Origin of the sequence: Vibrio sp. TBV020, assembly GCF_046056895.1 — a bacterium.
Taxonomy (GTDB): Bacteria; Pseudomonadota; Gammaproteobacteria; order Enterobacterales; family Vibrionaceae; genus Vibrio.
The window spans coordinates 73,380-96,778 of the sequence record NZ_JBEEAQ010000003.1 but is presented as its reverse complement, the minus strand read 5'-3'; the positions used below and the strand labels follow the sequence as shown (position 1 = coordinate 96,778).

Below are 23,399 nucleotides of genomic sequence, written 5' to 3'. Positions count from 1 at the left end.
CGGCCGCCCTAATTACATAGAACACCTATGCGCATAGGGCTGGATTTACTTGTCGCCTAGCTGCAACTCCAACTATTTAGGCTAGAGTAATCTTACTCCGGTACTATCCATTTCACTTTAAAGTGACCGGTTGCAGGAGCAATTGCTTCTTGCAGGAATGGAAGAATTTCTTTCATCTGGCTTTCTAGCTTCCACGGTGGGTTAATCACGATCATACCTGACGCTGTCATGCCGCGTTCATTGGTGTCTGGTGATACGCCCAATTCGATTTGCAGAATCTTGCGAATGCCCAAGCCTTCCAGCCCTTCAATCATGTCTTCGATGTCACAGCGGTTAACTACTGGATACCAAATTGCGTAGATGCCGGTTGCCCAGCGCTTGTGGCTTTGGAAGATTGCTTGCACTACATCGCGGTACTCTTTCGCCAGTTCGTAAGGTGGGTCAATCAGCACTAAGCCACGACGCTCTTGTGGTGGCAGGCTTGCCTTAAGTCGTTTAAAGCCATCTTCTTTGTAGATACTGACTTGGCGATCACGATGAAACTCTTGCTCTAGCAGTGGGTGATCAGCCGGGTGAAGCTCTGTCAGAACCATACGATCTTGCGGGCGAATCTGAGCGCGAGCAACACGAGGTGAGCCTGGGTAGTAGCGCAGTGCATCACCATTATTCAGCGTTTTAATCGACTCTAGGTAGCTTAGAATATCTTGTGGGATGTTTGCTTGGTCCCAAATACGAGCGATACCTTGTTTGTACTCGCCAGTTTTTTCTGACCACTCGTGAGTCAGGTCATAACGACCTACACCTGAGTGGGTATCGTGGTAAACAAATGGCTTATCTTTTTGTTTTAATGAATCAAGGATAAGGCTTTGAACGATATGCTTAACCACGTCGGCGTGGTTACCAGCGTGAAAACTGTGGCGATAACTTAACAAAATGACTCTCTCGAAATGGTCTTGCAACCATACTGAAGTTAATACGAACGATTCGCTGATTATATACGCAGTGGCTTTGTGATGCTCGCATTTAGCAACAACTTAGCTGTATCTCTCTATTGAAAAATGCTTATCGCACCTATATTTAATCTTTAAGACGTTGAATATACTCAATAGACGAACCCGTAGTTCGCTTTGGCTAACAAAAGGAATGATTTATGTCGAATCCACTTCTTAGTTTTACCGATTTGCCCCCGTTTTCAGAAATTAAACCAGAACATGTAAAGCCAGCGGTAGAGCAGGCGATTGCTGACTGTCGAGCTAAAATCGAACAAGTTCTAGAAGGTGATATTACACCGACATGGGACAGTGTCGTGGCGCCAATCGAAGAGGTGGATGACCGATTAAGTCGTATTTGGTCACCGGTGAGCCACATGAACTCTGTGGTCAACAGTGATGAGTTGCGTGATGCTTATGAAAGCTGTTTGCAACTGCTGTCTGAATACGGCACTTGGGTTGGTCAACATAAAGGCCTATTTGAAGCGTACAAAGCGCTTAAAGCTGATGATAGTTTTGAATCGTTGACTCAGGCACAAAAGAAAACCATCACTGATTCGCTACGTGACTTTGAACTATCTGGCATAGGTCTACCTGCGGATGAGCAGCACCGTTATGGTGAGATCAGCAAGCGCATGTCTGAGTTAGGCTCTAAATTCTCTAACAACGTACTTGATGCCACTATGGGCTGGAACAAGCATGTAACAGATGAAGCAGACCTTGCAGGTATGCCAGAGTCAGCATTAGCTGCAGCGAAAGCGGCCGCTGAATCTAAAGAGCTAGACGGTTACTTGCTGACACTGGATATTCCATCTTACCTACCAGTCATGACCTACTGTGATAACCAAGACTTACGTAAAGAGCTCTACGAAGCGTACGTGACGCGCGCATCTGACCGTGGTCCAAAAGCCGGTGAATGGGACAATACTGAGATCATCAACGAGCAGCTAAAACTGCGTTTTGAGATCTCTCGTATGCTTGGTTTCAACACTTACAGTGAAAAGTCACTCGCAACCAAAATGGCTGAGAACTCTTCACAGGTATTGGGCTTCTTGAATGACTTAGCAAGTAAAGCCAAGCCTCAAGGTGAACGCGAAGTTGAAGAACTGCGCCAATTTGCTAAAGCTGAGTTTGGTGTAGAAGAACTAAACCTATGGGATATTGCTTACTACAGCGAGAAGCAAAAACAACACCTATTCCAAATTTCAGATGAAGAGCTGCGCCCTTACTTCCCAGAAGCAAAAGCGGTGAGCGGCTTGTTTGAAGTACTTAAGCGCGTGTTTGGTATGACAGTACAAGAGCGTGAAGGTGTAGATACTTGGCACGAGTCAGTGCGTTTCTTCGATATCTTCGATGCGGATAACAACCTACGTGGTAGCTTCTATCTAGATTTGTACGCTCGTGAACATAAACGTGGCGGTGCTTGGATGGATGAGTGTCGAGTTCGCCGTATTAATGAGTCTGGTGAGCTGCAATCGCCAGTGGCATACCTAACGTGTAACTTTAACCGCCCAGTCGGTGATAAGCCTGCGCTATTTACTCACGATGAAGTAGTAACTCTGTTCCACGAATTTGGTCATGGTATTCACCACATGCTGACTCAAGTCGAGTCTGGTGCAGTATCTGGTATCAATGGTGTGCCGTGGGATGCGGTTGAGCTACCAAGCCAGTTCCTAGAAAACTGGTGTTGGGAAGAAGAAGCGCTGGCGTTTATTTCTGGCCACTTTGAAACTGGTGAAGCGTTACCAAAAGAGATGCTAGAGAAAATGTTAGCAGCGAAGAACTTCCAGTCTGCGATGTTTATCTTGCGTCAGCTAGAGTTTGGTCTGTTTGATTTCACGCTCCACACGGAGTTTGACCCTGAAGTCGGTCCGCGTGTACTTGAAACGCTTGCGGAAGTGAAATCAAAAGTCGCTGTATTACCAAGCCTAGAGTGGAACCGATTCTCGCACAGCTTTAGCCATATCTTTGCTGGTGGCTACAGTGCAGGTTACTACAGCTACCTATGGGCAGAAGTGTTGTCATCAGATGCGTTCTCTCGCTTTGAAGAAGAAGGTATCTTTAACACAGAAACTGGCCAAAGCTTCTTGAATAACATCCTTGAGATGGGTGGTAGTGAAGAGCCAATGGAACTGTTCAAGCGCTTCCGCGGCCGTGAGCCACAAATCGATGCTCTGCTTCGCCATTCTGGTATTAGTGCCTAAGACTTCAGTCGATAAGTGAAAACGCCCTCAAATTGAGGGCGTTTTTTGTTTTGGAAGGGGTTGGAAAGATCAACTCATCAGTTTGTTTTTAATGATTTTATCCAATGATAGCGGTCCTGGTCCCCAAACAATCACAATCAAGATCATTAACCCCCACAGCTGGTGGTCAAAGAAGCCTTGCTCCCAAAGCACCGGATATGACACAACGGCGATGATATTAAATACAAACAAGACCGCAGCCATCGGACGGGTTAATAGACCAAGTGCGAGAAATATAGGCAGTATTAGTTCAGCTGCGGTGCCCATATATGCGGCCATTTGCCATGGTAAAATCGGTACTTGGTACTCGTATTCAAATAGAAATAGGGTGCTGTCCCAGGTGGCAATTTTGGTTAGGCCTGAATTGAAGAAAACCCAAGCAACCCAAAGGCGACAAAGCAGTAGCAAAATAGGAACAAAGGCGCTTTGGCTCTTTTCGATGATGCTGTCATAAGTATTGAGCATAGTTTTGATTGAGTCAGACATGCCGGTCCCCCTTAATCTGCAAGTGTAAATCCAGCAATAATGTTGCTGTCAAAAATTGAATTGATATGTTGTAGTTGTTCTGGTGGTATCTCACCGAGTGTGCATCCGGAGTGCAGGTATTGCAGCAAATCAAATGCACAGCTTTCTATCTTTTGTGTCCAAACTTCCCCTTGGGACGAGCAAAAAATGAAGCCTTGTTCTGCTTGGTTTAATTGCAAATCATCAAACTGGTTATCGGCAATGGCTTTCTTCAATGAGAAAACAGCATAGTGCGAGTGAAAGAGCACGACGCCAGTATGAAGGTGAAGATGGATAGAGGCTTGTTGTTCAGGTTCCACTTCCGCAATTTTAGCGAGAGGCATGAGCGCCAGAGGCTGGGAAATATGACCTTGATGCTGTTGGGCCACGTCAATATACCACTCAAAACGTGCAACTTCGGGTGCATACGGCGCAGCTTCGATAACGGCAGGGAAGCGCTCTATCGAATCGTTGAAGTGTTCGCCGTAGTACGTCACATCACCTGATTCGAGTGGGTAATCGAGCACATGCTGACGCGCGAGTTGGTCAAAACATTCTTCACCGACTAGGGCAGAAACCATAGGGTAGGTGGCGGCCAATACTTCACTTAGACTAACAACGAAATTGTTGCGGTAAATCTGTATTCGTTCTTCAGCAGTGAAGTTGTCGCTGCTTATATCACAGGCTTCTCCACTAGCTTGATAATGCAACGCGCTGGCAAAGGTTTGTTGAAGTTCGATCAGAGAAGGTCCATTCATGAGGCTTTCCTTTGTTTATCGAGCTCACTCTGCAGGTATTGCGTTGCTTTGGTTGCTTCGTTTAACAAAACCTCCGGCTCAGGAATATCCAAATCCCATTCGATAAGTGTGTGCCGTTCACCATACTTCTCTAACCAGTATTGATAGAGCTGCCAAACTTCGTCACTCACTGGGCGACTATGGGTATCAATCCATATCTCCCCCTTATCGAGCTGCTTAACGGTGAAGCCTGCCAAGTGAATCTCATCAACCGCATGTTCTGGGATCGCATTAATGTATTCCATGCTATCGAAGCCATGATTAAACGCAGAGACATGAATGTTATTCAAATCGAGCAGTAACCGACAATCCGTTCTCTTTTGTACTTCGGCTAAGAACTCCCACTCTTTAATTGTGGAATGGTTGAACTTTAGTAGCTAGATGGGTTCTCGATCAGTATTGGCCGTTGTAGAGCCTCTTGAACCTCATCGACGTTGCGACAAAACACTTTGAGGGCTTCTTCGGTGTAGGGCAGCGGTAGTAGATCATTAAAGTAGTGGCCGCCAGTTTGACTCCAACTCAAATGGTCGGAAATCAAAAACGGTTCAATATCCTTGATAAGGTGTTGCAACTGCTTGAGATGTGCTTTGTTTACTCGCTCTACACTGCCAAGGGATAAACCAATGCCGTGACAGCTGATTTGGTATTGATCAGCCAGAAGCTCTAGCTGTTGTCTCGCTTTAGAGTAGGGTTGGAAATAGTTTTCGCTGTGAACTTCTAACCAAGAGATAGCTGGCTTGTTTTCGACAAAATAGTTGAGATGCGGGGAACGCAATCCAACGCCGACATGAGGGTGGTAAGAGTTTGAACTCACAATCGCTATCCTTGAAAACTGATGAGATGAAAGCGGGGCGGTCGGTTGAGCCTAGACCGCCCATTGATGTCGGTAGAAATTATGATGATTGAGTGCTACCGCCAGACAATTTGCCACACAGACCTTTAGGTACGACTACAAACGCATCAGATTGGTTATCTTCTTTTGCTGTACCTGCACAAGAACTGGTTTTAGTTGCGCAGTCATTTTTACCTGCTTTTGCTACGCCGTAGCATTTTTCTTTCTCTGCAGCGACAGCCGGTGCAGCGGTTAGAGCAGTACCTCCAAGAGCGATTAGACCAGTTACAGCAGCAGTGATAGCAAGATTAGACTTTTTCATAATAATTTCCTCAGACTTTATTCCTTTACTTATGTGGGCAAGTGAATCATGAAGTAATTCATCAACTTGCTTAGTTAAAAGGATAGAGAAGGAGGCAGAAAACTTTCAGGAAATTTATAGAAAATGCAGTATTTATTAAAAATAAATATCTAACTAGTTGTTTTAACAAAGAAATAACATTTAAGTTTTTTTCTGATTTTTTACTGGTCGAGTCCGATAATGTTTCACATTGCTCTTGAGCAGGTGTGTTTCGCACCTAGCATCTTAAGGTCACTCGGGTATAATGCCTTTTCATGTATAGATAAACAGTAGCTGAGCCCCGAATGGATCCTTCATTACTTCTCGATGGTCTGAATGACAAGCAGCGTGAAGCTGTTGCCGCCCCACTAGAAAACTCACTTGTTTTAGCGGGTGCAGGTAGTGGTAAAACGCGTGTGCTGGTGCATCGTATTGCGTGGTTGATGTCGGTGGAGCAAGCCTCGCCATTCTCAATCATGTCAGTAACCTTCACTAACAAAGCGGCAGCTGAAATGCGTGGCCGTATTGAAGAGATCATGATGGGCAGTGCGTCAGGAATGTGGAATGGTACTTTCCATGGTATTTGTCACCGTATCCTACGCGCGCACTACCTTGATGCTACGCTACCAGAAGATTTTCAGATCATTGATACCGATGATCAGGTTCGTCTACTACGCCGTTTAATTAAAGCGCAGAATTTAGACGAGAAGCAGTGGCCAGCGAAGCAAGTTGCTTGGTGGATTAACGGTAAAAAAGATGAAGGGCTACGTCCGAAGCATATCGATGCTTACCATGACCCAGTGACGAAAACCTATCTGCAGCTCTATACCGCTTATCAAGAGGCTTGTGACCGTGCAGGTTTGGTCGACTTTGCTGAAATTCTGCTTCGTGCTCACGAGCTACTGCGTGATAAAAAGCATATTCGTGAACATTACCAAGCACGCTTTAAGCACATTCTGGTCGACGAATTCCAAGATACCAACAACATTCAATATGCTTGGCTACGTATGATGGCTGGACCAGAGTCTCACGTCATGATTGTTGGCGATGATGACCAGTCTATTTATGGCTGGCGAGGCGCCAAGATCGAGAATATTGAGAAATTTACTCAAGAATTCCCAAGCGTTAATACTATTCGCCTTGAGCAAAACTACCGCTCGACAAAAACTATCCTAGAAGCGTCAAACACTCTGATCGCCAATAACACTGAGCGTATGGGTAAAGAGCTCTGGACTGATGGCGCAGAAGGTGAGCCAATTTCTGTCTACTCAGCTTATAACGAACTTGATGAAGCGCGCTTTGCGGTGAACAAGATCAAAGAGTGGCAGGACAAAGGCGGCGTATTGAATGATGCGGCGATGCTGTATCGAAACAATGCCCAGTCTCGTGTGCTGGAAGAAGCGTTAATCCAAGCGGGCCTGCCGTATCGAATCTATGGTGGTATGCGATTCTTCGAACGCCAAGAGATCAAAGACGCGCTAAGTTATTTACGTTTGATGTCGAATCGTAATGATGATGCCGCGTTTGAACGTGTAGTGAATACGCCAACTCGTGGTCTGGGTGATAAAACACTAGAGACGATTCGCTTTGCAGCGCGCGACCAAGGTAGCACCATGTGGCAAGCAAGTATGCACTTGCTAGAGAATAAGGTACTCGCGGGGCGAGCAGCTAGCGCACTAAGTCGCTTTATTGAACTTGTGAATGCGCTAGAAGATGACACTCATGAATTGTCTCTGCATGAGCAAACTGACCATGTGATTAAATACTCTGGTTTGTTTGCGATGTACGAACAGGAGAAAGGTGAAAAATCTAAGGCACGTATTGAGAACTTGGAAGAGTTGGTAACGGCAACTCGCCAGTTTGAAAAGCCTGAAGAAGCAGAAGATATGACGTTGCTGACGGCATTTTTGACGCATGCTGCACTTGAAGCGGGTGAAGGACAAGCTGACGAATTTGATGATGCAGTGCAGTTGATGACGCTGCACAGTGCGAAAGGTTTGGAATTCCCTCTAGTGTTTATGGTGGGTGTCGAAGAGGGGATGTTCCCAAGCCAAATGTCTGCTGAAGAGGCTGGCCGTTTAGAAGAAGAACGCCGCTTATGCTACGTAGGTATGACCCGTGCGATGGAAAAACTCTACATCACTTATGCGGAAATGCGTCGCCTGTATGGCCAAGATAAATACCATAAGCCATCACGCTTTATTCGTGAACTTCCAGAGAAGTGTCTTGATGAAGTGCGCATGAAAGCCCAAGTGAGTCGCCCGACAAGTTCAGGTCGCTTTAGCCAAACGGTGGTTAAAGAAACCTTTAATGAAACTGGCTTTAGTTTAGGTTCTCGCGTTATGCATCCTAAATTTGGTGAGGGTACTATCATCAACTTTGAAGGTAGTGGCCCGCAAAGTCGTGTGCAGGTTGCCTTTAATGGTGAAGGTATTAAGTGGTTAGTCACGGCTTATGCCAAGTTAGAGCAGCTTTAACTGTACCCAATTAATAAAAAAAACGGCGCTTAATAGCGCCGTTTTTTTTATTGGAATGCTGTGATATTACAGTGCGGAAAGTGCGGCTTCGTAATTAGGTTCTTCGGTAATTTCCGAGACAAGCTCAGAGTGAGTCACTAGACCTTCTTCATTGATACACACAACCGCTCGAGTTGTTAGGCCTGCCAGTGCACCTTCTTTAATAGCGACACCGTATGCTTGAGCAAATTCTGGAGAACGGAATGTAGAAGCGTGTTGCACACCTTCAATCCCTTCTACTTCACAGAAGCGACCTGCAGCGAATGGCAGATCAGCTGAAATACAAACGACCTCCACGCCTTCTTTTTCCGCAGCTTTTTGGTTAAAAGCACGAACACTTTGCGCGCATACTGGTGTATCGATACTTGGGAAAATATTCAGTACGACTTTTTTCCCTGCTAGGGACGCTTGCGTCAGCTCTGATAGATCGCCAGCAGTCAGCGAGAATGCTGGTGCTTGAATACCTGCTTGTGGAAAAGAGCCAGAAAGGGGTACAGCAGCGCCTTGAAAAGTTACATTTGACATGATAATAGTCCTTATTATGTGTGTGGTTATGAAACTGGTTGAGCCTCATGGAAACTACACTACATAGAGATGGCGAGGAAGTGAACCGTGAAAATGTGAATTTTTATGCAAGAGAGGGGATTTATCCTATTTTAGTTGGATAGATATACAAAGGGATAAGGATGAGTAGGATAAAAAAGAAAAACCCCGAGGGCAAAAGCCCATCGGGGTTATAGTCTTACTCGCAGCAATCCGGCTACTATAGGTGCTCCATGCATCTAATCCTTGATAGTATGCTGATGTCCTTCAGCTCAATCCTTTACTCGCCATCCTAGCGGTGTCCGTATGACCTTATCCTGGTCTGCTAACAATCCTCGTTAGCTCACGTCGCTTGTTCCTTGAGCGGTGTCCTTTTCATCTTCCTGATGATAAGTCCTTTCCTCGTCCAGAGGTGTCCATTTTCCATCCTTAGTAGCAACCATCCTAGTTACTAATGAGTCCGTTCAATGTCCAATTCGCTTTCCATGCCGACTATTCATCCTGAATAACCGTATCTTCTTCCTGAAGATTACCTAATCCGTGGTAATTTCCTGTTCCGTGTCAGTATCCTTCCGACAGGGTTAATATTACGCTTTTGCAGACTTTCAGCAATATGACGCAAACGTTATTTTGCATAATGATTCGAGCGATAATTATACGAATCATTTAAAAACAATAACTTACTGGTTGTTGTTTACATTTGTCTCAGCGAAAAAGCTATATTTACTCACTTGCCTGTGAGAGATCTCGCACAAGCAAGTGAGGAGATCTGCACTATTGGCCAATAGCTGCACCTTCACGGCGTGGATCAGCAGCCCCTTTGAGCTCGTCACCTTCAATTAAGATGGCGTGTAAACCTGAGTTTAAGTCTCGTACATTGACCTTAAATCCCATCTTTTCTAGCTCTGGTTTGAACGTTTCAGCTTGTGTACCTTGCTCGATATCTAGGGTTCCAAAGCGATTCAACAGATGAGGCTGATCGATCGCTTGTTGTAAATCCATACCCCATTGGGTGTGAGCGATAATCGCTTGCGCAACATACCCAATAATGCGGCTGCCACCCGGAGAGCCAATTGCCATGTATGGCTCATCGTCTTGCATGATAATCGTTGGCGCCATCGATGAACGCGGGCGTTTGCCTGGCTCTAAACGGTTAGCGATAGGTTTGCCGTCTTTGTGAGTTCTGAATGAGAAGTCGGTTAGCTCATTATTGAGTAGGAAACCGTTCGTCATTAAGCGCGAGCCAAATACGTTCTCAATTGTGGTGGTTATTGAGACGACATTTCCCTGTTTATCGACAATGTTGAAATGGCTGGTGGAAGGTAATTCAATAGACTCATCTTGGCTTTGATTGTAGGCATAGCTCCACGGGGGTGTTCCCGCTGAGGTAGACTCTAATGCTTTGCCCGGTTGGATAAGTTTAGCTCTTTGCTTGAGATAAGATTTATCCAGCAACCCTTGAGTTGGCATTGGGATGAAATCTTCATCGGCCATATACATGCCACGATCAGCAAACGCTAGGCGAGATGCGTCTGCGATTACTTGCCAAGACCTAGCATCTTCAGCCCCCCATTTCTTCAAATCAAATTGTTCAGTTATCGACAGTATTTGCCCGACAGTTAACGCTCCTGAGCTAGGTGGCCCCATGCCACAGACATCATAACTCTGATAAGCACTACACACTGGTTGACGTTGTTTGATTTGGTAAGCATCGAAATCTTTTTGCGACAGCACACCTGGATTACCTGTCGCGCTTTGCACCGTTTGAATAATATCGCTGGCGATATCACCTTGATAGAACGCTTTTTCACCTTGGTTAGCTATGGCTTTCAATGTCGCTGCGTATTGAGGGTTTTTTAATAGAGTACCGGCGGTTTTTGGTGAACCGTCAGAGTTAAAGAAATAAGCTTTTGTTGTCTCGAAACGGCTGAGGCGTTCTGCGTCTTTTTCTATTAATGTTGCTAGTCGAGGGCTGATCTCAAAGCCTTTTTCTGCGACTTCAATGACCGAAGTGAATAGCTTTTTCCACTCCAACTGGCCGTATTTTTGGTGGGTATCCCAGAGCAGCTTTATCGTGCCAGGTGTCCCGACTGAGCGACCGCCTACGACAGCATCATAGAACTTTAAGGGTTCGCCGTTCTCGTCTTGGAACAAGCGTGGCGTCGCATCAAGAGGGGCTGTTTCTCTACCATCGTAGGTTGTGAGTTTGCTGTTCTCTGCATCCCAATAAACTAAAAATGCGCCACCGCCTATACCAGACGACTGTGGTTCGACTAAACCTAACATCAATTGGGTTGTGACCATGGCATCTATGGCATTACCACCTTGAGCAAGAATATCGGCACCAGCTTGGGTTGCGAGCGGGTTAGCTGCTGTTACCATCCAATCTTTGGCAGTAACCAGCTGTTTTTGTTCGAGTCCACTACTGTATTCAGGTGCGACTGAATCGGCGGCTTGATTAGCGAAGGTGCTTGCTGACGTAAGCAGTAAGCTTGCGGTAAGGCATGTAACTTTCCACTGCATGTTTTTCTCCTTATTGTTTTTGCAACGATAAGAGTGACAGTGGAAAGTAAGTAGGTCTAAATGTTTTTGGTCAAAATTTAATCTTGAATCAAACTTAATACCGTCAAGTACTTAAAACTGTGTGATGAGTGCCGTTGTCGACTGCCACAGAATACTCAAGCCGATAAAACTAAATAAGATGCCACAGAGCCCGTCAATGTAGATGGCGAGTGATTTAATTTTACGTTGCATACGCTTGGTCGATAGAACCCAGGCAAGAAATGAAAACCATAGCAGCGATAAGCTCCAAAGGATCACTAAAGCGATTCCTTTGCCGCCCAATGACATCGTTGCAGGTACTAAGCTCGACATGAGACTAACAAAAAAGACCAATGCTTTAGGGTTGAGAATATTGGTGGCAAAACCGCGAGAAAATGCCTGACGCTTATTACTCAATAGCAAACTTGGTTGTTCATTTTCTGTTTCATCGCGTGTGGGAGTTTTGAAGCTATTCCACGTCCCCTTAAGTGCCCCGTAGCCGAGGTAAAACAGGTAGCTACCCCCTGCAAGTTGCAGCAGAGCAAACAGAGAAGGTTGCTGGTGAACTAAATAGCTAACGCCAGTAAGACTGAATATTGAGTGAAGTAAGATGCCACATGATAGGCCAAGTGCAATATACAGACCTGTTTGGCGCCCATAACGTGTTGCGTTTTGCACGACTAGCGCAAAGTCGGGGCCTGGGCTCATTAATGCGATGAAGTGAACCACCGCAAGGGTAGTAAGGATAGTTAACTCGTTCATGATGATATTGATAAATGACTAATCACTAAATTGTGCCAGTAGTGTCTAACAAAAGATTGTAAATAATCGACACTAGTTGATGTGCGATGGGCTGACACCGTAGACCGCTTTGAAGGCTTTACTAAAATGCGCTTGATCGTAGAAGCCTACTTGATGGGCAACATCAGTACCTTTCATTCCGGCTTTTAAGAGCTTCATGCCTTGCTCCATGCGTAAACGACTCAGCCAAGCATAAGGGGTAAGGCCAATCTTAGCCTTGAAGTGGCGTTGGAACTGAGTAGGGCTAAGTTGGCATAGCTGAGAGAGCTCTTCCAAGCGAACAGGCTGATCGAGGTGGTGTAGCAAATACTCTTTCAGTGTTGCGACGGATTGATTACCCAGTGGAACCGCTCGCGTTTGTGCCGAGCTACCGTAATGGCTAAACAATCTTTCGAACCCTTCATAAGGTAAGCAGTCTTTAGCTAGTTGGCTGAGGTCATCTTGCACTAATCGTTGGTGGAGCTGCGTCAATGAACCAAAGAGTTTCTGGTCTGAAATGACCAGTTGATTGAAGTTAATTTGATTATGCGGCTGTTTGAGCTGAGCCAGTTCACTCAACCACTTTGGCTCTAAAGAGAAGACACGAACCTGATAACCGGACTTTTGCATCGACTGGCCATCGTGCAGTTCGTCAGGAGGCATGATGACTAATTGTCCTTTACCTACATGGTGGCTAGCGCCTTTGTAGTGAAACTTCTGTTCACCCGATGTGATAAGACCAATATGAAAATCAAGATGATAGTGGCGTGAAAAAGCAAACGACTGATAATTCGCTTCGATCAGACTTATCTCTTTATTTTCTGTGGTGTGGTAATTGACCTTATCCATAAAACAAAAAAGCTTGGTGAATATTCCACCAAGCTTAGCGTGACTAATTCTGCATGTCTTGTAAAAAACGATCAGTCGTTTGTTGTGGCCTTCTTCGACTTCTTATTATGGCTTAAACCATCGAAGCTAAATACGACCAGCGCTCCCCATATAAATGCGAAAGTAATGGCTTTATCTGTTGTGAAGGCTTCACCGTAAACTAACACTGCTAACAAGAACATTAGACTTGGTCCAATGTACTGGAAGAAACCGAGTGTTGAGAGCTTGAGTCTCGTCGCTGCACCAGTAAAGCAGAGCAGTGGCAATGTCGTAATGATACCTGCTGAAATGAGCAATAGATTGAGGCTTAGCGGATTCTCAGTGAAGTTTGAAGTTGGAGTATCTGCAATCCACATTAGGTAGATCGCTGCAGCAGGTAGCAGCACTAATGTTTCAATGAATAATCCTGTTTGGGCTTCTAAGCTCACTTTTTTGCGCAGCAACCCATAAAAACCGAAACTTAGCGCTAAGGCGATAGCCACCGTAGGGATAGAACCAAAGACAAACAGCTGGACTAAAACGCCGCAAGCCGCCAATACAACGGCAAACCACTGTAGTTTTCGCAGCCGTTCGCCAAGAAATAACATGCCGAGCAGTACATTGATGAGCGGGTTGATGTAATAACCTAAACTCGCATCCAGCATATGGTCAGAATTGACCGCCCAAATAAAAATCAGCCAATTTGCCCCAACTAATATTGCGGTGGTGATGAGGTACATCAATTTCTGTTTTGACTTCATTACATCCCGCACATTGCGCCAGCGGCGACCGAAATGCAGTAAAGCAGCTAACAAGAAGAACGACCAAACGACACGGTGGCTTAAAATTTCTAACGGAGATACATCACCGAGAGCTTTGAAGTATATTGGTGCAATCCCCCACATGGTGTAGGCACCGATAGCGAGAAGGACACCTTGCTTGGCTCGCTGTTGTTCTTCTGGAGTCATAGTTGTGTGCTCAGATTAAATAATTTACAAATTGAGAGGGCAGTATACGAATGACACTAAGAATCACCTAACAATTTGCGGTTTTATTCACCTCTAAACCCCTCTACAATGTGCCCCTTGCGTTTACCTCGCAACCGAACCCCAATCCTACTGAGAAAACTCATGACCTCGACACTTTTAGCACAACAACCGACGGAAGCATTGCCTGCGCCACAAAGCATTTTAGAAGATGTTTTTGGTTACCAGAGCTTCCGAGATGGTCAGCAAGAAGTGATAGAGTCAGCGGTTGCTGGTCAAGATAGCTTGGTGATTATGCCAACAGGTGGTGGTAAGTCACTCTGTTATCAAATTCCAGCACTGGCACGTAATGGCCTTACTTTGGTTATTTCTCCTCTTATCTCTTTGATGAAAGACCAAGTCGATCAGCTTAAAGCCAACGGTGTTGCGGCTGAATGTGTTAACTCGACTATGCCACGTGAAGAGCTTATTTCTGTCTATAACCGCATGCATTCTGGCGCTCTTAAATTAGTGTATGTGTCACCAGAACGTGTATTGATGCGTGACTTCATCGAGCGTTTAGAAAGTTTACCGCTGTCTATGATTGCCGTTGATGAAGCGCACTGTATTTCTCAGTGGGGACATGACTTTAGACCAGAGTACGCGTCTTTGGGCCAGCTAAAGCAGCATTTTCCTCATGTCCCTGTGATGGCACTAACCGCGACAGCTGATGACGCAACTCGTAAAGACATCATGCAGCGTTTACAGCTTAATGAGCCGCATACCTATTTAGGCAGTTTCGATCGCCCGAATATCCGCTACACCTTGGTTGAAAAACATAAACCAGTTTCTCAGGTGGTTCGTTTTCTTGAAAACCAGCGGGGCAGCTGCGGCATTATCTATTGTGGTAGCCGTAAGAAAGTCGAAATGGTGACCGAGAAGCTGTGTAATAACGGCTTGCGTGCTGCTAGCTATCATGCAGGTCTTGAGGCGGATGAGCGTGCTTACGTTCAAGAAGCTTTTCAACGTGACGATATTCAGATCGTGGTTGCGACAGTCGCGTTTGGTATGGGGATAAACAAACCTAACGTGCGGTTTGTAGTTCACTTTGATATTCCACGCAATATTGAATCTTACTACCAGGAAACTGGCCGCGCAGGGCGTGATGGACTGCCTGCGGAAGCGATGATGCTTTATGACCCAGCGGATATTGCTTGGCTGCGCCGCATGCTTGATGAGAAAGACGATGGACCACAAAAGCAGGTCGAAGCACACAAGCTCAATGCGATGAGTGCGTTTGCAGAAGCGCAGACATGTCGACGTCAGGTTCTACTCAACTACTTTGGAGAATACCGCGAAAAGCCATGTGGTAACTGCGATATCTGCTTAGATCCACCAAAGCATTTTGATGCTACCGAGCAAGCACAGAAAGCCCTTTCATGCGTATATCGAGTCAACCAAAGCTTTGGTATGGGCTATGTGGTTGAGGTGCTGCGCGGCATGCAAAATATTCGTGTGCGAGAAAACGGTCACGACAAGCTATCGACGTACGGCATTGGCCGCGAAAATAGTCATGACTATTGGGTGAGTGTGTTCCGTCAGTTAATTCATAAAGGCTTACTGTTCCAGAACATTACCCGTAACTCGACTCTGCAGCTGACTGAAGAAGCGCGTCCACTATTGCGTGGTGAGATGAGTTTAGAATTAGCTGTGCCGCGTTTAGATACCGCAGCACGCGCCGCCAAGTCAGATAAACTATCGAGCAAAAATTACGATAAGAAGCTGTTTGCTAAATTACGTAAGTTGCGTAAAGCGATCGCTGATGAAGATGGGTTGCCACCATACGTAGTATTCAGTGATGCTACCTTGATTGATATGGCGGAAATTCTCCCAACCTCTTACGGTGAAATGTTAGCCGTAAGTGGAGTAGGGCAACGCAAGCTAGAAAAATACGCTGATCCATTCTTAGATTTGATTCAGGAGCACATTACTACTCATGGTTGATTCAACGCAGCAAACAGAATTTGGTCTTGTTGAGTACCAAGCTCAAGAAGGGCGTATCATCATTCGAACTCCTCGCTTCGATTTTGACAGTTTCCCTCAATTAGCAGAAAAACTAGTTAAGTTGTTATCCGCCTCAGTGATTGAAAAACAGTGGGATGCGGATATTCACTCGTGGCTAATTGATTTTGAAGGCTGCCAATTGTTCCTAAAGTCAGAGCATTACAGTGAAAGTGTTTGGTTTGAAGCACTTGCTATTGATGATTCAAAAGAAGAATTAGCCTTCCTCGCTTCTCTTTTTCAACGTGGTTTCTAAATAGAACCATTCACGCTAACGATTGCTTCAAATTCCCCTATTGCAGGTGAAATTGGTTAATGTATAATCGCCCGCCGCGATATTTGTCATAAAATATTGCGGCTAAATTCATTTAACATTGTTGGTAAGGCTTTTTCCTTGGCTTGGAAAGAGTCGATTTGGGTTCCCTCACCCCCAAACCAAACTAAAAAGGTATCGCATGAGTAACTTTACCCCTGCGCAGCAGCGCAAAGCCCTTTTTCTATTAGTTCTGTTCCACCTGATCATTATTGCATCAAGCAATTACTTGGTTCAGCTTCCTTTTACTGTCTTTGGTTTCCACACTACGTGGGGCGCATTTACGTTTCCTTTTATCTTTTTGGCTACTGACCTAACGGTACGTATCTTTGGTGCTCAGTTGGCGCGTCGTATCATCTTCTTGGTGATGCTGCCTGCGTTAGCGGTCTCGTATGGTCTATCAGTTTTGTTTTACGAAGGAGCGTTCCAAGGTTTTGCCCAACTAGGTGAATTCAACCTATTTGTAGCACGCATCGCAATTGCGAGTTTCATGGCTTACCTATTGGGTCAGATTCTTGATGTGCATGTGTTTAACCGCCTGCGTCAGTTGAAGCAATGGTGGGTAGCTCCAACATGTTCAACGTTGTTTGGTAATGCGCTAGACACCATCGCATTCTTTGCCATTGCCTTCTACCAAAGCCCAGATCCATTTATGGCAGAGCACTGGACTGAAATTGCGCTGGTGGACTACGGCTTTAAACTTGTAATCAGTTTAGGTCTGTTTGTTCCAATGTACGGTGTTTTGCTGAACTTCATCGTTAAGAAAATTACCTCAGTGAATCCGAGTTTCAAAGCCTCAGGTGTTAGTGCTTGATTGCTGATATTTAAGTAACTTTTCTATCAGTTTGAATGCCCCTTGGTTGTTACCAGCCAAGGGGCATTTTTGTATCTAACTCTCTTTTTCGAGCTGAGTGTGTTTGCGGATCTCAGCATTCTTTATCGTGGTAGTCATGTTTTTATGCATTACCTTTGTCACGCTCTTTTGTAACAGCAGTGAATTTGGATAGGTAATGATGTTGTCACCTGGGTGGCGAATTAAGGTATGGAACATGCGTATTTCAAGAATTTTCCCTTCAATGCCATCTCCATCGGCGACCACAATGAAGTCTCCGATTCGGTATGGGAAGACAAAGAAAATTAAAAAGCTGGCGGTGATGTTACTTAAAATCGACCACTGTGCGATGAAGCCGACACCAAACACAGTAAAGACAGAAGAGATAAAGATAGAGAAGTTACCGTAACCGATGCCACTGACAATGATGTAGCTGGCCGACAGAAACACAAAGTAGGTGATATTAAAGCAACGAATAATGAATGCGCTGCGTGTTGATGAGACCGCTTTCTTATGTGCCAACGCGGTAATGGTCTTATCGGTAAACCGTTTAAGTAGCCAAAATACGAGGTAAAAAAGTAAGCCAAGTAATATGTCATATTCTCGCAGTGTGGCAAAAACAGAGTAAATAGTGTCTAGCATAACGCCCCCTAAGTGAATGAAGGGGCATTGTCTAAATCTACGCCATTCTCGGCATCATCAAACGCTTATCTTTTTATCATTTCGACTGTACGTCACTCTACCTGCGCCTTCTCTGTTCGATAGTTCTTTGTTCTTTTGATGTTTAAGTTATTGAAAATATGCGCTTTATATTTTGTTTATATTCTGTTTATTGATAGGTAACGCTTTGCTGATGTCACAAAATGATTGATTTGTAGAATGGCCGACCTTTTTACTTTCAGGTGGGACAACCATGATATTTATTGCAATCAAACTAGTCTGTGTATGTGTTTATAAATGGCGTAATCGTCAGTCAAGCTTCTCCTCTTTCGTTCTTAAGCGACAGGGGGCTAAGTAATGGTTACCGACTATTTGGTTGCATTTAGTACCTTGTTATTACTCGAGGTCATCCTTGGGGTCGACAACGTGATATTTATTTCGATTTTGGTTGAGCGATTACCTACTGGCTTACAAAGGAAGGTGCGCAACTTGGGGATAGGCTTGGCAGTTGTATCTCGTATTGCACTGGTATTTTCGGTCTCTTGGCTTATGTCATTAACTGAACCAGTGATGAGTATTTCGAAGTGGGCGTTCTCAGGTAAAGATCTAATTTTGATATTTGGCGGTGCGTTTCTGCTATTAAAGAGTTTAAAGGAACTATTGGCGTGGTTGCAGTCGAAAGGACAGGCTGAAAAAGGAGCGGTAACGGCAAGTGTGACACTGGTGGTACTACAAATTATAGCGATTGATGCGGTGTTCTCGTTTGATTCGGTCATTACCGCAGTTGCTCTGGTTCACGATGTAGAAATCATCGTCGCAGCCATTGTCATTTCAGCCATCATAATGCTGGCATTAGCAGAAAAGATTCAGCTTACCATCGCTGCTTACCCTGGGCTCAAGCTGCTAGCTTTGCTGTTCCTTATTTTGCTAGGTGCAATGCTTGTATTTGAAGGAACTGGCTTTGAAGTGGATAAGAGCTATACCTATGTTGTACTCGCGTTTGGTTTAACCTTGGAAATACTGCACATTATTCTTGATAGGCAGCAGAAAAAATCCAGTCAAATGACCCCAAATTGGACGCATGATGAACATATTCGTCAACGATTGGAAACTACTCAAATTCTTTAAGTAGTGGGTCTAAGTTACTGTCAAAGAATAGTGGGGAAGCAAACTGCACCGCTCTCAATGAAGAGTTACTTTGTGTCGCTTTGAGGTAAAGCTCTTTTGCCGCCCCTCCATTTCCTCGAGCTTCCTCTGCTTTTGCTAGCAGTAAGTAAGACAAGATTGAATGTTTCTGATCGGGCAGGGACAGCAAGATACGCATGGCTTTTTCTGGGTTGTCTTCAGAGAGAGCCATCATTGCCATTGCATCAAAAGCACGTGGCATTTCCCCTTGCTCAAGTAAACGAGTAAGTCGATCACGGTACTCATCATTGATCGCAGCAATCGTCTTTTGTTTATCTGAATCGTTTGAGTTGAAGGTACGGAACATTTCACCGATGTAATTTACGGTATAAGTAAAGTCATGATCTGGAGCTAGTTGCTTGGCTAATGCTAGGTTCTGTAAAGCCTTCTCCATTGGTTCTCCGTTATACAAGAAGCCAATTCCAGTAAGAATATGCTCTAGTGCAGCCTCATTATCTGGCAGTTGTTCGAGCAGTTGCATCAGCTCTTGCTTTGGTGGCGATATATACAATGCTCCTAACATATCATCCAGCATAGAAAACAGAGTCTGACGGATAGATGACAGCTCGGTTGGGTAACGGCGGCTCAGGTGGCCTTGGTTGGATACTCGATTATGGTAGTGCATGGTCAATCGTGTATGTTTGCCATCTCGGCTTGGAGAGGTCGCAAACTTAAGCTCTATCGCGGCGATTTTTTGTAACTCAGGGCTATGGACGATACGGATATTGCTGTAATAGCCCACATATTCAATAAACTTGGTGACCACGCCGAATAGCACTGGATTCTGCTGAATATCATCACTGATCTCTAACACTACGTAGCGGGACTCAAAATTGCCGATTCGAACGGGTTGATTGGTCGGTTGCTGAGTTTGATTGTTCAAGGCGGAGTATAAAATGTAGCCAGTTTCAAAGCAGACAATGGCTGCGAGCAATATGAGCAACGGACGTTTGGTTTTATCGCTAGAAGCCTGTGGGGAAGGTGTCTTCTTTTCGGTATTTACAGTTAGGGCTTTTGGCTGCGGGGAGTCATTGGCAACACTAGTGTTAGTGTCATAACTAACACCCACTTCAGCAAAGAATTTATATCCTCGCTTAGGAACAGTGATGATATAACTTTCATTCTTCGTTGAGTTTTGCTTTAGGACTTTTCGTAACTCGAATACAGCTTGGGTAACGACTTGATCAGTCAAAATCATGCCATTCCATACGTTCTCGATTAGTTCATCACGAGTGTGTGTCTGCCCAGGATTCTGACAAAAGAATTCCAGTAGTTTACTAAGACGTTTGTCGATGTTGATGGTCTTATTGCTAAACACAATCTGTCCTTCATTGGGAATGAAAGACCATTCATCAATATTAAAGCTAGTCGCTTTATCCACCATGCACCTGACTCCTTAGTACTGAACTCCATCAAAAAACAGTATATGGCATAATGTGATGATTTTTATGATGTTGTTTGAATTTCTTCACTCAATCTTGTTATTAATAATTAAGTCAATAATTCTGGTTGGGCAATAAAAAACCCTCCGAAGAGGGTTTCTTTAGTATTCGACAATCGACAAGGGCCAACCAATATCACTCTGACGGTTAGCTTCGATTTCAAGTTCAGCTGCAGTCAGTGGGTTTGCATGTAGCCACTCAGACTTGATCGTCAAGGTTAGCTTGTCATCGGCTGAGCCTAAACTAATGTTCGGTTCTAGCTCTGGGTTACGACGATGAGTAAGCAATACTGCGAGGCGTAATAAGCGCAGAACTCGTTTCGCACTAGTACTCGAAAGAGCATGTTGCTCAGGCAGAGACGTTAACTGCTCTCTATATCGACGAGCCAGTTCACCTAGAAGATGTTTTTGCGCGCGAGTGTAACCTGGCAGATCGAGATGCTGAAGCAGGTAAGCACTGTGTTCTCCACCTTTCTTAAAATCGATGGTTAAACCAATCTCATGCAGTTTAGCTGCCGTTTCAAGTAATACGTCACCTTGAGATTCGGCAATCCAATCATCCTGACACTCAGACAGTAGTTTAGCGGCCATATTAGCCACTTGTTCACCATAAATTGCATCGATCTGATAGCGACTTTGCACGCTAGCGATAGTACGAGCACGGATATCGTCTTGCTTTAACTCATCAACCATCTCGTAAACTAAACCTTCACGCAGAGCACCGCCCGCTAAGGTCATCGAGTCAATCTCTAACAGCTCAAAGATAGCAATCAGAATCGATAAACCACTTGGGAACACTAAAGCTCGCTCTAGCGTCAGGCCTTCAATTTCTAGCTCTTCTAAGTGGTCGGCTAGCATCGCCTGCTTTTGTAGACGCTTAAGTTTGGCATGAGTAATGACCTCATCCATCCCTTGTGCCAGCATGATCTCTTGCAGAGCCTGAACGGTTCCAGAAGCACCGACACAAACATCCCAACCAATTGACGTGTATTGTTCCAAGATCGGCTGAAGTGTTTCTTTCGCTGCTTGAATGGCGTTGTTGAAGTTGGTTACCGTAAGTTGACGGTCTTTAAAGTGACGTTCTAACCAAGTAACACAACCCATTTTTAGGCTGGTTAAGGCCTTAGCTTCAAAGCCTTCGCCAATAATGAGTTCAGTACTTGCACCACCAATATCAACCACCAAACGGCGGCCACTACCACCAGAAGTGTGAGCGACACCTTTATAGATGGTCGCAGCTTCTTCTTCACCACAAATCACTTCAATCTTGTGGCCAAGAATTTGGTTCGCTTTCTCGAGGAAAACATCCACATTGGTTGCGGTACGCAAAGTCGCCGTACCCACAATGCGAATGTTTTCTGTCGGAATATCTTGCAGTCGTTCTGCGAATAGACTTAAGCAGTCCCACCCGCGTTGCATGGCTTCTAGGCTTAGCGCGTTATTTTCGTCTAAACCTGCCGCAAGGCGAACTTTGCGTTTAATTTTAGCCATAGTTTGGATGCTGCCATCAATGTGACGCACAACGAGCATATGAAAACTGTTCGACCCGAGGTCGATGGCTGCGTAAAGCGGAGATGAAACTGCTTGGCTCATAGACGACTTAAGAATCCTTTTGTTGACGTGGACGAGAGCGATGGTTCGAGCGACGATTATTTCCTGAACGTGACCCGCCAGTATTGGTACGACGTTGTTGCGGACGGTTAGAACGCATACGAATCGGTGCTGGTAGATCTTCGATCAGTGCACTTGGGTCGTAGTCAGATACTGGAATAGCGTGCTCGATGTACTCTTCAATCGGCGGTAAGTTGATTGCGTAATCTTCACAAGCAAAGCTGATTGAGTGACCACTTGCACCAGCACGGCCTGTACGACCAATACGGTGTACATAGTCTTCACAATCATCTGGTAGATCAAAGTTAAATACGTGCGTTACCTGAGGGATATGTAGGCCACGAGCAGCAACGTCGGTTGCAACCAATAGATCGACTTCACCTTTAGTGAATTGCTCTAGAATGCGCTCACGTTTTTTCTGTGGAACATCACCAGTTAGTAGGCCAACGCGGTGACCATCGGCAGCTAGGTGTCCCCAAACTGACTCACACTTATGTTTAGTGTTGGCAAAAATGATCGCGCGATCTGGCCATTCTTCTTCAATAAGTGTCTGAAGTAGAGACATCTTATGTTCATTAGAAGGGTAGAACAGTTCTTCTTGAATGCGATGACCTGTTTTCACTTCTGGTTCTACGACAACATGCTCTGGGTTGTGCATATGTTCGAAGGCTAGCTCTTGAACGCGGTAAGAAAGCGTTGCTGAGAACAGCATGTTCAAACGCTCTTTTGGTTCAGGCATGCGACGGAACAAGAAGCGAATGTCTTTAATAAAGCCAAGATCGAACATACGGTCAGCTTCATCAAGTACAACAGCTTGAATGTGGTTGAGGTTAAATACCTTTTGTTTATAGAAGTCGATAATACGACCCGTTGTACCAATCAGTACATCCACACCGTCTTCTAGCTTAGCCAATTGCTTATCATAGCTTTCACCGCCGTAAGCAAGTGCCGCTTTGATGCCAGTGCTCGCGATTAGTGGTTCAGCATCGTTAAAGATCTGAATCGCTAGCTCACGAGTTGGAGCCATAATAATGGCACGTGGCTGGTTTGGCTTACGACCTTCATGTTCAGAAGTGGTCAGTAAGTGGTTAAAAGTAGCAGTCAGGAAGGCTAATGTCTTACCTGTACCCGTTTGGGCTTGACCTGCGATGTCTTGGCCGGTGAGCAGTACCGGCAACGCCAAGGCTTGGATTGGGGTACAAAATTCGAACCCTTTTTTCTCCAGACCTTCAGTAATTTGAGGGTGTAAACCCAAATCGGCGAACTTTTGCTCTGTGATATGCGTCTTTTTCATTGCTATAGAATATCAGCTTAAGCTTGCAATACGAAAGTAAATACATTCCAATAGGGCATCTAAATACTGGTTATCATCCAACCAG

General features: G+C 45.0%; 19 protein-coding genes and 1 pseudogene. 6 read left to right on the top strand and 14 right to left on the bottom strand.

Annotation, left to right across the window (positions count from 1 at the left end):
• Window positions 1–92 precede the first annotated feature (92 nt).
• Window positions 93–932, bottom strand: a complete 840-nt coding sequence (locus AAFX28_RS08320; protein ID WP_408687038.1) for a 23S rRNA (adenine(2030)-N(6))-methyltransferase RlmJ — start codon at window positions 930–932, stop codon at window positions 93–95.
• Between the two features lie 218 nt (window positions 933–1,150).
• Here AAFX28_RS08320 and prlC point away from each other — a divergent pair, with 218 nt between their 5' ends.
• Window positions 1,151–3,193 (top strand): oligopeptidase A, encoded by a 2,043-nt coding sequence (prlC, locus tag AAFX28_RS08315; RefSeq protein WP_408687037.1) that lies wholly within the window; start codon window positions 1,151–1,153, stop codon window positions 3,191–3,193.
• 69 nt (window positions 3,194–3,262) lie between these two features.
• Here prlC and AAFX28_RS08310 read toward each other — a convergent pair whose 3' ends face one another.
• The 4 genes and pseudogenes from AAFX28_RS08310 to AAFX28_RS08295 form a co-directional block, all read right to left on the bottom strand.
• Window positions 3,263–3,718 (bottom strand): DoxX family protein, encoded by a 456-nt coding sequence (locus AAFX28_RS08310; protein WP_408687036.1) that lies wholly within the window; start codon window positions 3,716–3,718, stop codon window positions 3,263–3,265.
• 11 nt (window positions 3,719–3,729) lie between these two features.
• Complete coding sequence (locus tag AAFX28_RS08305) at window positions 3,730–4,494, bottom strand: DNA-binding domain-containing protein (protein WP_408687035.1); 765 nt, start codon at window positions 4,492–4,494, stop codon at window positions 3,730–3,732.
• Window positions 4,491–5,347: pseudogene (locus tag AAFX28_RS08300) on the bottom strand (DUF692 domain-containing protein). Before AAFX28_RS08300 ends, AAFX28_RS08305 begins: the two are co-directional and overlap by 4 nt.
• A 79-nt stretch (window positions 5,348–5,426) precedes the next feature.
• Window positions 5,427–5,687, bottom strand: a complete 261-nt coding sequence (locus AAFX28_RS08295; protein WP_408687034.1) for a DUF2282 domain-containing protein — start codon at window positions 5,685–5,687, stop codon at window positions 5,427–5,429.
• A 323-nt stretch (window positions 5,688–6,010) separates the two neighbouring features.
• Between AAFX28_RS08295 and uvrD the strand changes: the two genes are divergently transcribed.
• Window positions 6,011–8,182, top strand: a complete 2,172-nt coding sequence (gene uvrD, locus AAFX28_RS08290; protein ID WP_408687033.1) for a DNA helicase II — start codon at window positions 6,011–6,013, stop codon at window positions 8,180–8,182.
• Window positions 8,183–8,248: 66 nt separating this feature from the next.
• Here uvrD and tpx read toward each other — a convergent pair whose 3' ends face one another.
• From tpx to rarD, 5 genes are all read right to left on the bottom strand, one after another.
• Window positions 8,249–8,746, bottom strand: a complete 498-nt coding sequence (gene tpx, locus AAFX28_RS08285; RefSeq protein ID WP_408687032.1) for a thiol peroxidase — start codon at window positions 8,744–8,746, stop codon at window positions 8,249–8,251.
• A gap of 792 nt (window positions 8,747–9,538) precedes the next feature.
• On the bottom strand, window positions 9,539–11,287 hold the full coding sequence (ggt, locus tag AAFX28_RS08280) for a gamma-glutamyltransferase (RefSeq protein WP_408687031.1): 1,749 nt from the start codon (window positions 11,285–11,287) through the stop codon (window positions 9,539–9,541).
• Window positions 11,288–11,398: 111 nt separating this feature from the next.
• Window positions 11,399–12,067 (bottom strand): LysE family translocator, encoded by a 669-nt coding sequence (locus AAFX28_RS08275; RefSeq protein WP_408687030.1) that lies wholly within the window; start codon window positions 12,065–12,067, stop codon window positions 11,399–11,401.
• Window positions 12,068–12,139: 72 nt separating this feature from the next.
• Window positions 12,140–12,934, bottom strand: coding sequence for an AraC family ligand binding domain-containing protein (locus tag AAFX28_RS08270; protein WP_408687029.1), 795 nt, complete (start codon window positions 12,932–12,934; stop codon window positions 12,140–12,142).
• 71 nt (window positions 12,935–13,005) lie between these two features.
• Window positions 13,006–13,920: an EamA family transporter RarD gene (gene rarD / locus AAFX28_RS08265; protein WP_408687028.1), complete on the bottom strand. Its 915-nt coding sequence runs from the start codon at window positions 13,918–13,920 to the stop codon at window positions 13,006–13,008.
• A 162-nt stretch (window positions 13,921–14,082) separates the two neighbouring features.
• Here rarD and recQ point away from each other — a divergent pair, with 162 nt between their 5' ends.
• From recQ to AAFX28_RS08250, 3 genes are all read left to right on the top strand, one after another.
• Window positions 14,083–15,921, top strand: a complete 1,839-nt coding sequence (gene recQ, locus AAFX28_RS08260) for an ATP-dependent DNA helicase RecQ (RefSeq protein WP_408687027.1) — start codon at window positions 14,083–14,085, stop codon at window positions 15,919–15,921.
• The gene (locus tag AAFX28_RS08255) at window positions 15,914–16,234 is read left to right on the top strand and encodes a DUF3630 family protein (protein WP_408687026.1); all 321 of its coding nucleotides are present in this window, start codon (window positions 15,914–15,916) and stop codon (window positions 16,232–16,234) included. The genes recQ and AAFX28_RS08255 overlap by 8 nt, the downstream gene beginning before the upstream one ends.
• Before the next feature lie 199 nt (window positions 16,235–16,433).
• Window positions 16,434–17,105: a 7-cyano-7-deazaguanine/7-aminomethyl-7-deazaguanine transporter gene (locus AAFX28_RS08250; protein WP_408687025.1), complete on the top strand. Its 672-nt coding sequence runs from the start codon at window positions 16,434–16,436 to the stop codon at window positions 17,103–17,105.
• A 75-nt stretch (window positions 17,106–17,180) separates the two neighbouring features.
• Here the strand turns inward: AAFX28_RS08250 and AAFX28_RS08245 are convergent, their stop codons facing one another.
• Window positions 17,181–17,765: a mechanosensitive ion channel domain-containing protein gene (locus AAFX28_RS08245; RefSeq protein WP_408687024.1), complete on the bottom strand. Its 585-nt coding sequence runs from the start codon at window positions 17,763–17,765 to the stop codon at window positions 17,181–17,183.
• Between the two features lie 375 nt (window positions 17,766–18,140).
• On the opposite strand from AAFX28_RS08245, the gene AAFX28_RS08240 reads away from it, so the two are divergent.
• Complete coding sequence (locus AAFX28_RS08240) at window positions 18,141–18,911, top strand: TerC family protein (RefSeq protein WP_408687023.1); 771 nt, start codon at window positions 18,141–18,143, stop codon at window positions 18,909–18,911.
• Here AAFX28_RS08240 and AAFX28_RS08235 read toward each other — a convergent pair.
• The 3 genes from AAFX28_RS08235 to rhlB form a co-directional block, all read right to left on the bottom strand.
• A complete protein-coding gene (locus AAFX28_RS08235; protein ID WP_408687022.1) occupies window positions 18,895–20,352 on the bottom strand; it encodes a winged helix-turn-helix domain-containing protein in 1,458 nt (485 codons plus the stop codon). The genes AAFX28_RS08240 and AAFX28_RS08235 overlap by 17 nt on opposite strands.
• A 159-nt stretch (window positions 20,353–20,511) precedes the next feature.
• Window positions 20,512–22,002 carry a guanosine-5'-triphosphate,3'-diphosphate diphosphatase gene (gene gppA, locus AAFX28_RS08230; RefSeq protein WP_408687021.1) on the bottom strand — a complete coding sequence of 497 codons (1,491 nt, stop codon included), beginning with the start codon at window positions 22,000–22,002 and terminating at the stop codon, window positions 20,512–20,514.
• 7 nt (window positions 22,003–22,009) lie between these two features.
• On the bottom strand, window positions 22,010–23,314 hold the full coding sequence (rhlB, locus tag AAFX28_RS08225; RefSeq protein ID WP_408687020.1) for an ATP-dependent RNA helicase RhlB: 1,305 nt from the start codon (window positions 23,312–23,314) through the stop codon (window positions 22,010–22,012).
• Between the last annotated feature and the right edge of the window lie 85 nt (window positions 23,315–23,399).

Coding starts and splice junctions, on each gene's coding strand:
- tpx (WP_408687032.1), bottom strand. CDS start 8,746: ATGTCAAATGTAACTTTTCAAGGCGCTGCTGTACCCCTTTCTGGCTCT.
- ggt (WP_408687031.1), bottom strand. CDS start 11,287: ATGCAGTGGAAAGTTACATGCCTTACCGCAAGCTTACTGCTTACGTCA.
- AAFX28_RS08240 (WP_408687023.1), top strand. CDS start 18,141: ATGGTTACCGACTATTTGGTTGCATTTAGTACCTTGTTATTACTCGAG.
- prlC (WP_408687037.1), top strand. CDS start 1,151: ATGTCGAATCCACTTCTTAGTTTTACCGATTTGCCCCCGTTTTCAGAA.
- AAFX28_RS08295 (WP_408687034.1), bottom strand. CDS start 5,687: ATGAAAAAGTCTAATCTTGCTATCACTGCTGCTGTAACTGGTCTAATC.
- recQ (WP_408687027.1), top strand. CDS start 14,083: ATGACCTCGACACTTTTAGCACAACAACCGACGGAAGCATTGCCTGCG.
- gppA (WP_408687021.1), bottom strand. CDS start 22,002: ATGAGCCAAGCAGTTTCATCTCCGCTTTACGCAGCCATCGACCTCGGG.
- uvrD (WP_408687033.1), top strand. CDS start 6,011: ATGGATCCTTCATTACTTCTCGATGGTCTGAATGACAAGCAGCGTGAA.
- AAFX28_RS08250 (WP_408687025.1), top strand. CDS start 16,434: ATGAGTAACTTTACCCCTGCGCAGCAGCGCAAAGCCCTTTTTCTATTA.
- rhlB (WP_408687020.1), bottom strand. CDS start 23,314: ATGAAAAAGACGCATATCACAGAGCAAAAGTTCGCCGATTTGGGTTTA.
- AAFX28_RS08305 (WP_408687035.1), bottom strand. CDS start 4,494: ATGAATGGACCTTCTCTGATCGAACTTCAACAAACCTTTGCCAGCGCG.
- AAFX28_RS08245 (WP_408687024.1), bottom strand. CDS start 17,765: ATGCTAGACACTATTTACTCTGTTTTTGCCACACTGCGAGAATATGAC.
- AAFX28_RS08270 (WP_408687029.1), bottom strand. CDS start 12,934: ATGGATAAGGTCAATTACCACACCACAGAAAATAAAGAGATAAGTCTG.
- AAFX28_RS08235 (WP_408687022.1), bottom strand. CDS start 20,352: ATGGTGGATAAAGCGACTAGCTTTAATATTGATGAATGGTCTTTCATT.
- AAFX28_RS08275 (WP_408687030.1), bottom strand. CDS start 12,067: ATGAACGAGTTAACTATCCTTACTACCCTTGCGGTGGTTCACTTCATC.
- AAFX28_RS08255 (WP_408687026.1), top strand. CDS start 15,914: ATGGTTGATTCAACGCAGCAAACAGAATTTGGTCTTGTTGAGTACCAA.
- rarD (WP_408687028.1), bottom strand. CDS start 13,920: ATGACTCCAGAAGAACAACAGCGAGCCAAGCAAGGTGTCCTTCTCGCT.
- AAFX28_RS08310 (WP_408687036.1), bottom strand. CDS start 3,718: ATGTCTGACTCAATCAAAACTATGCTCAATACTTATGACAGCATCATC.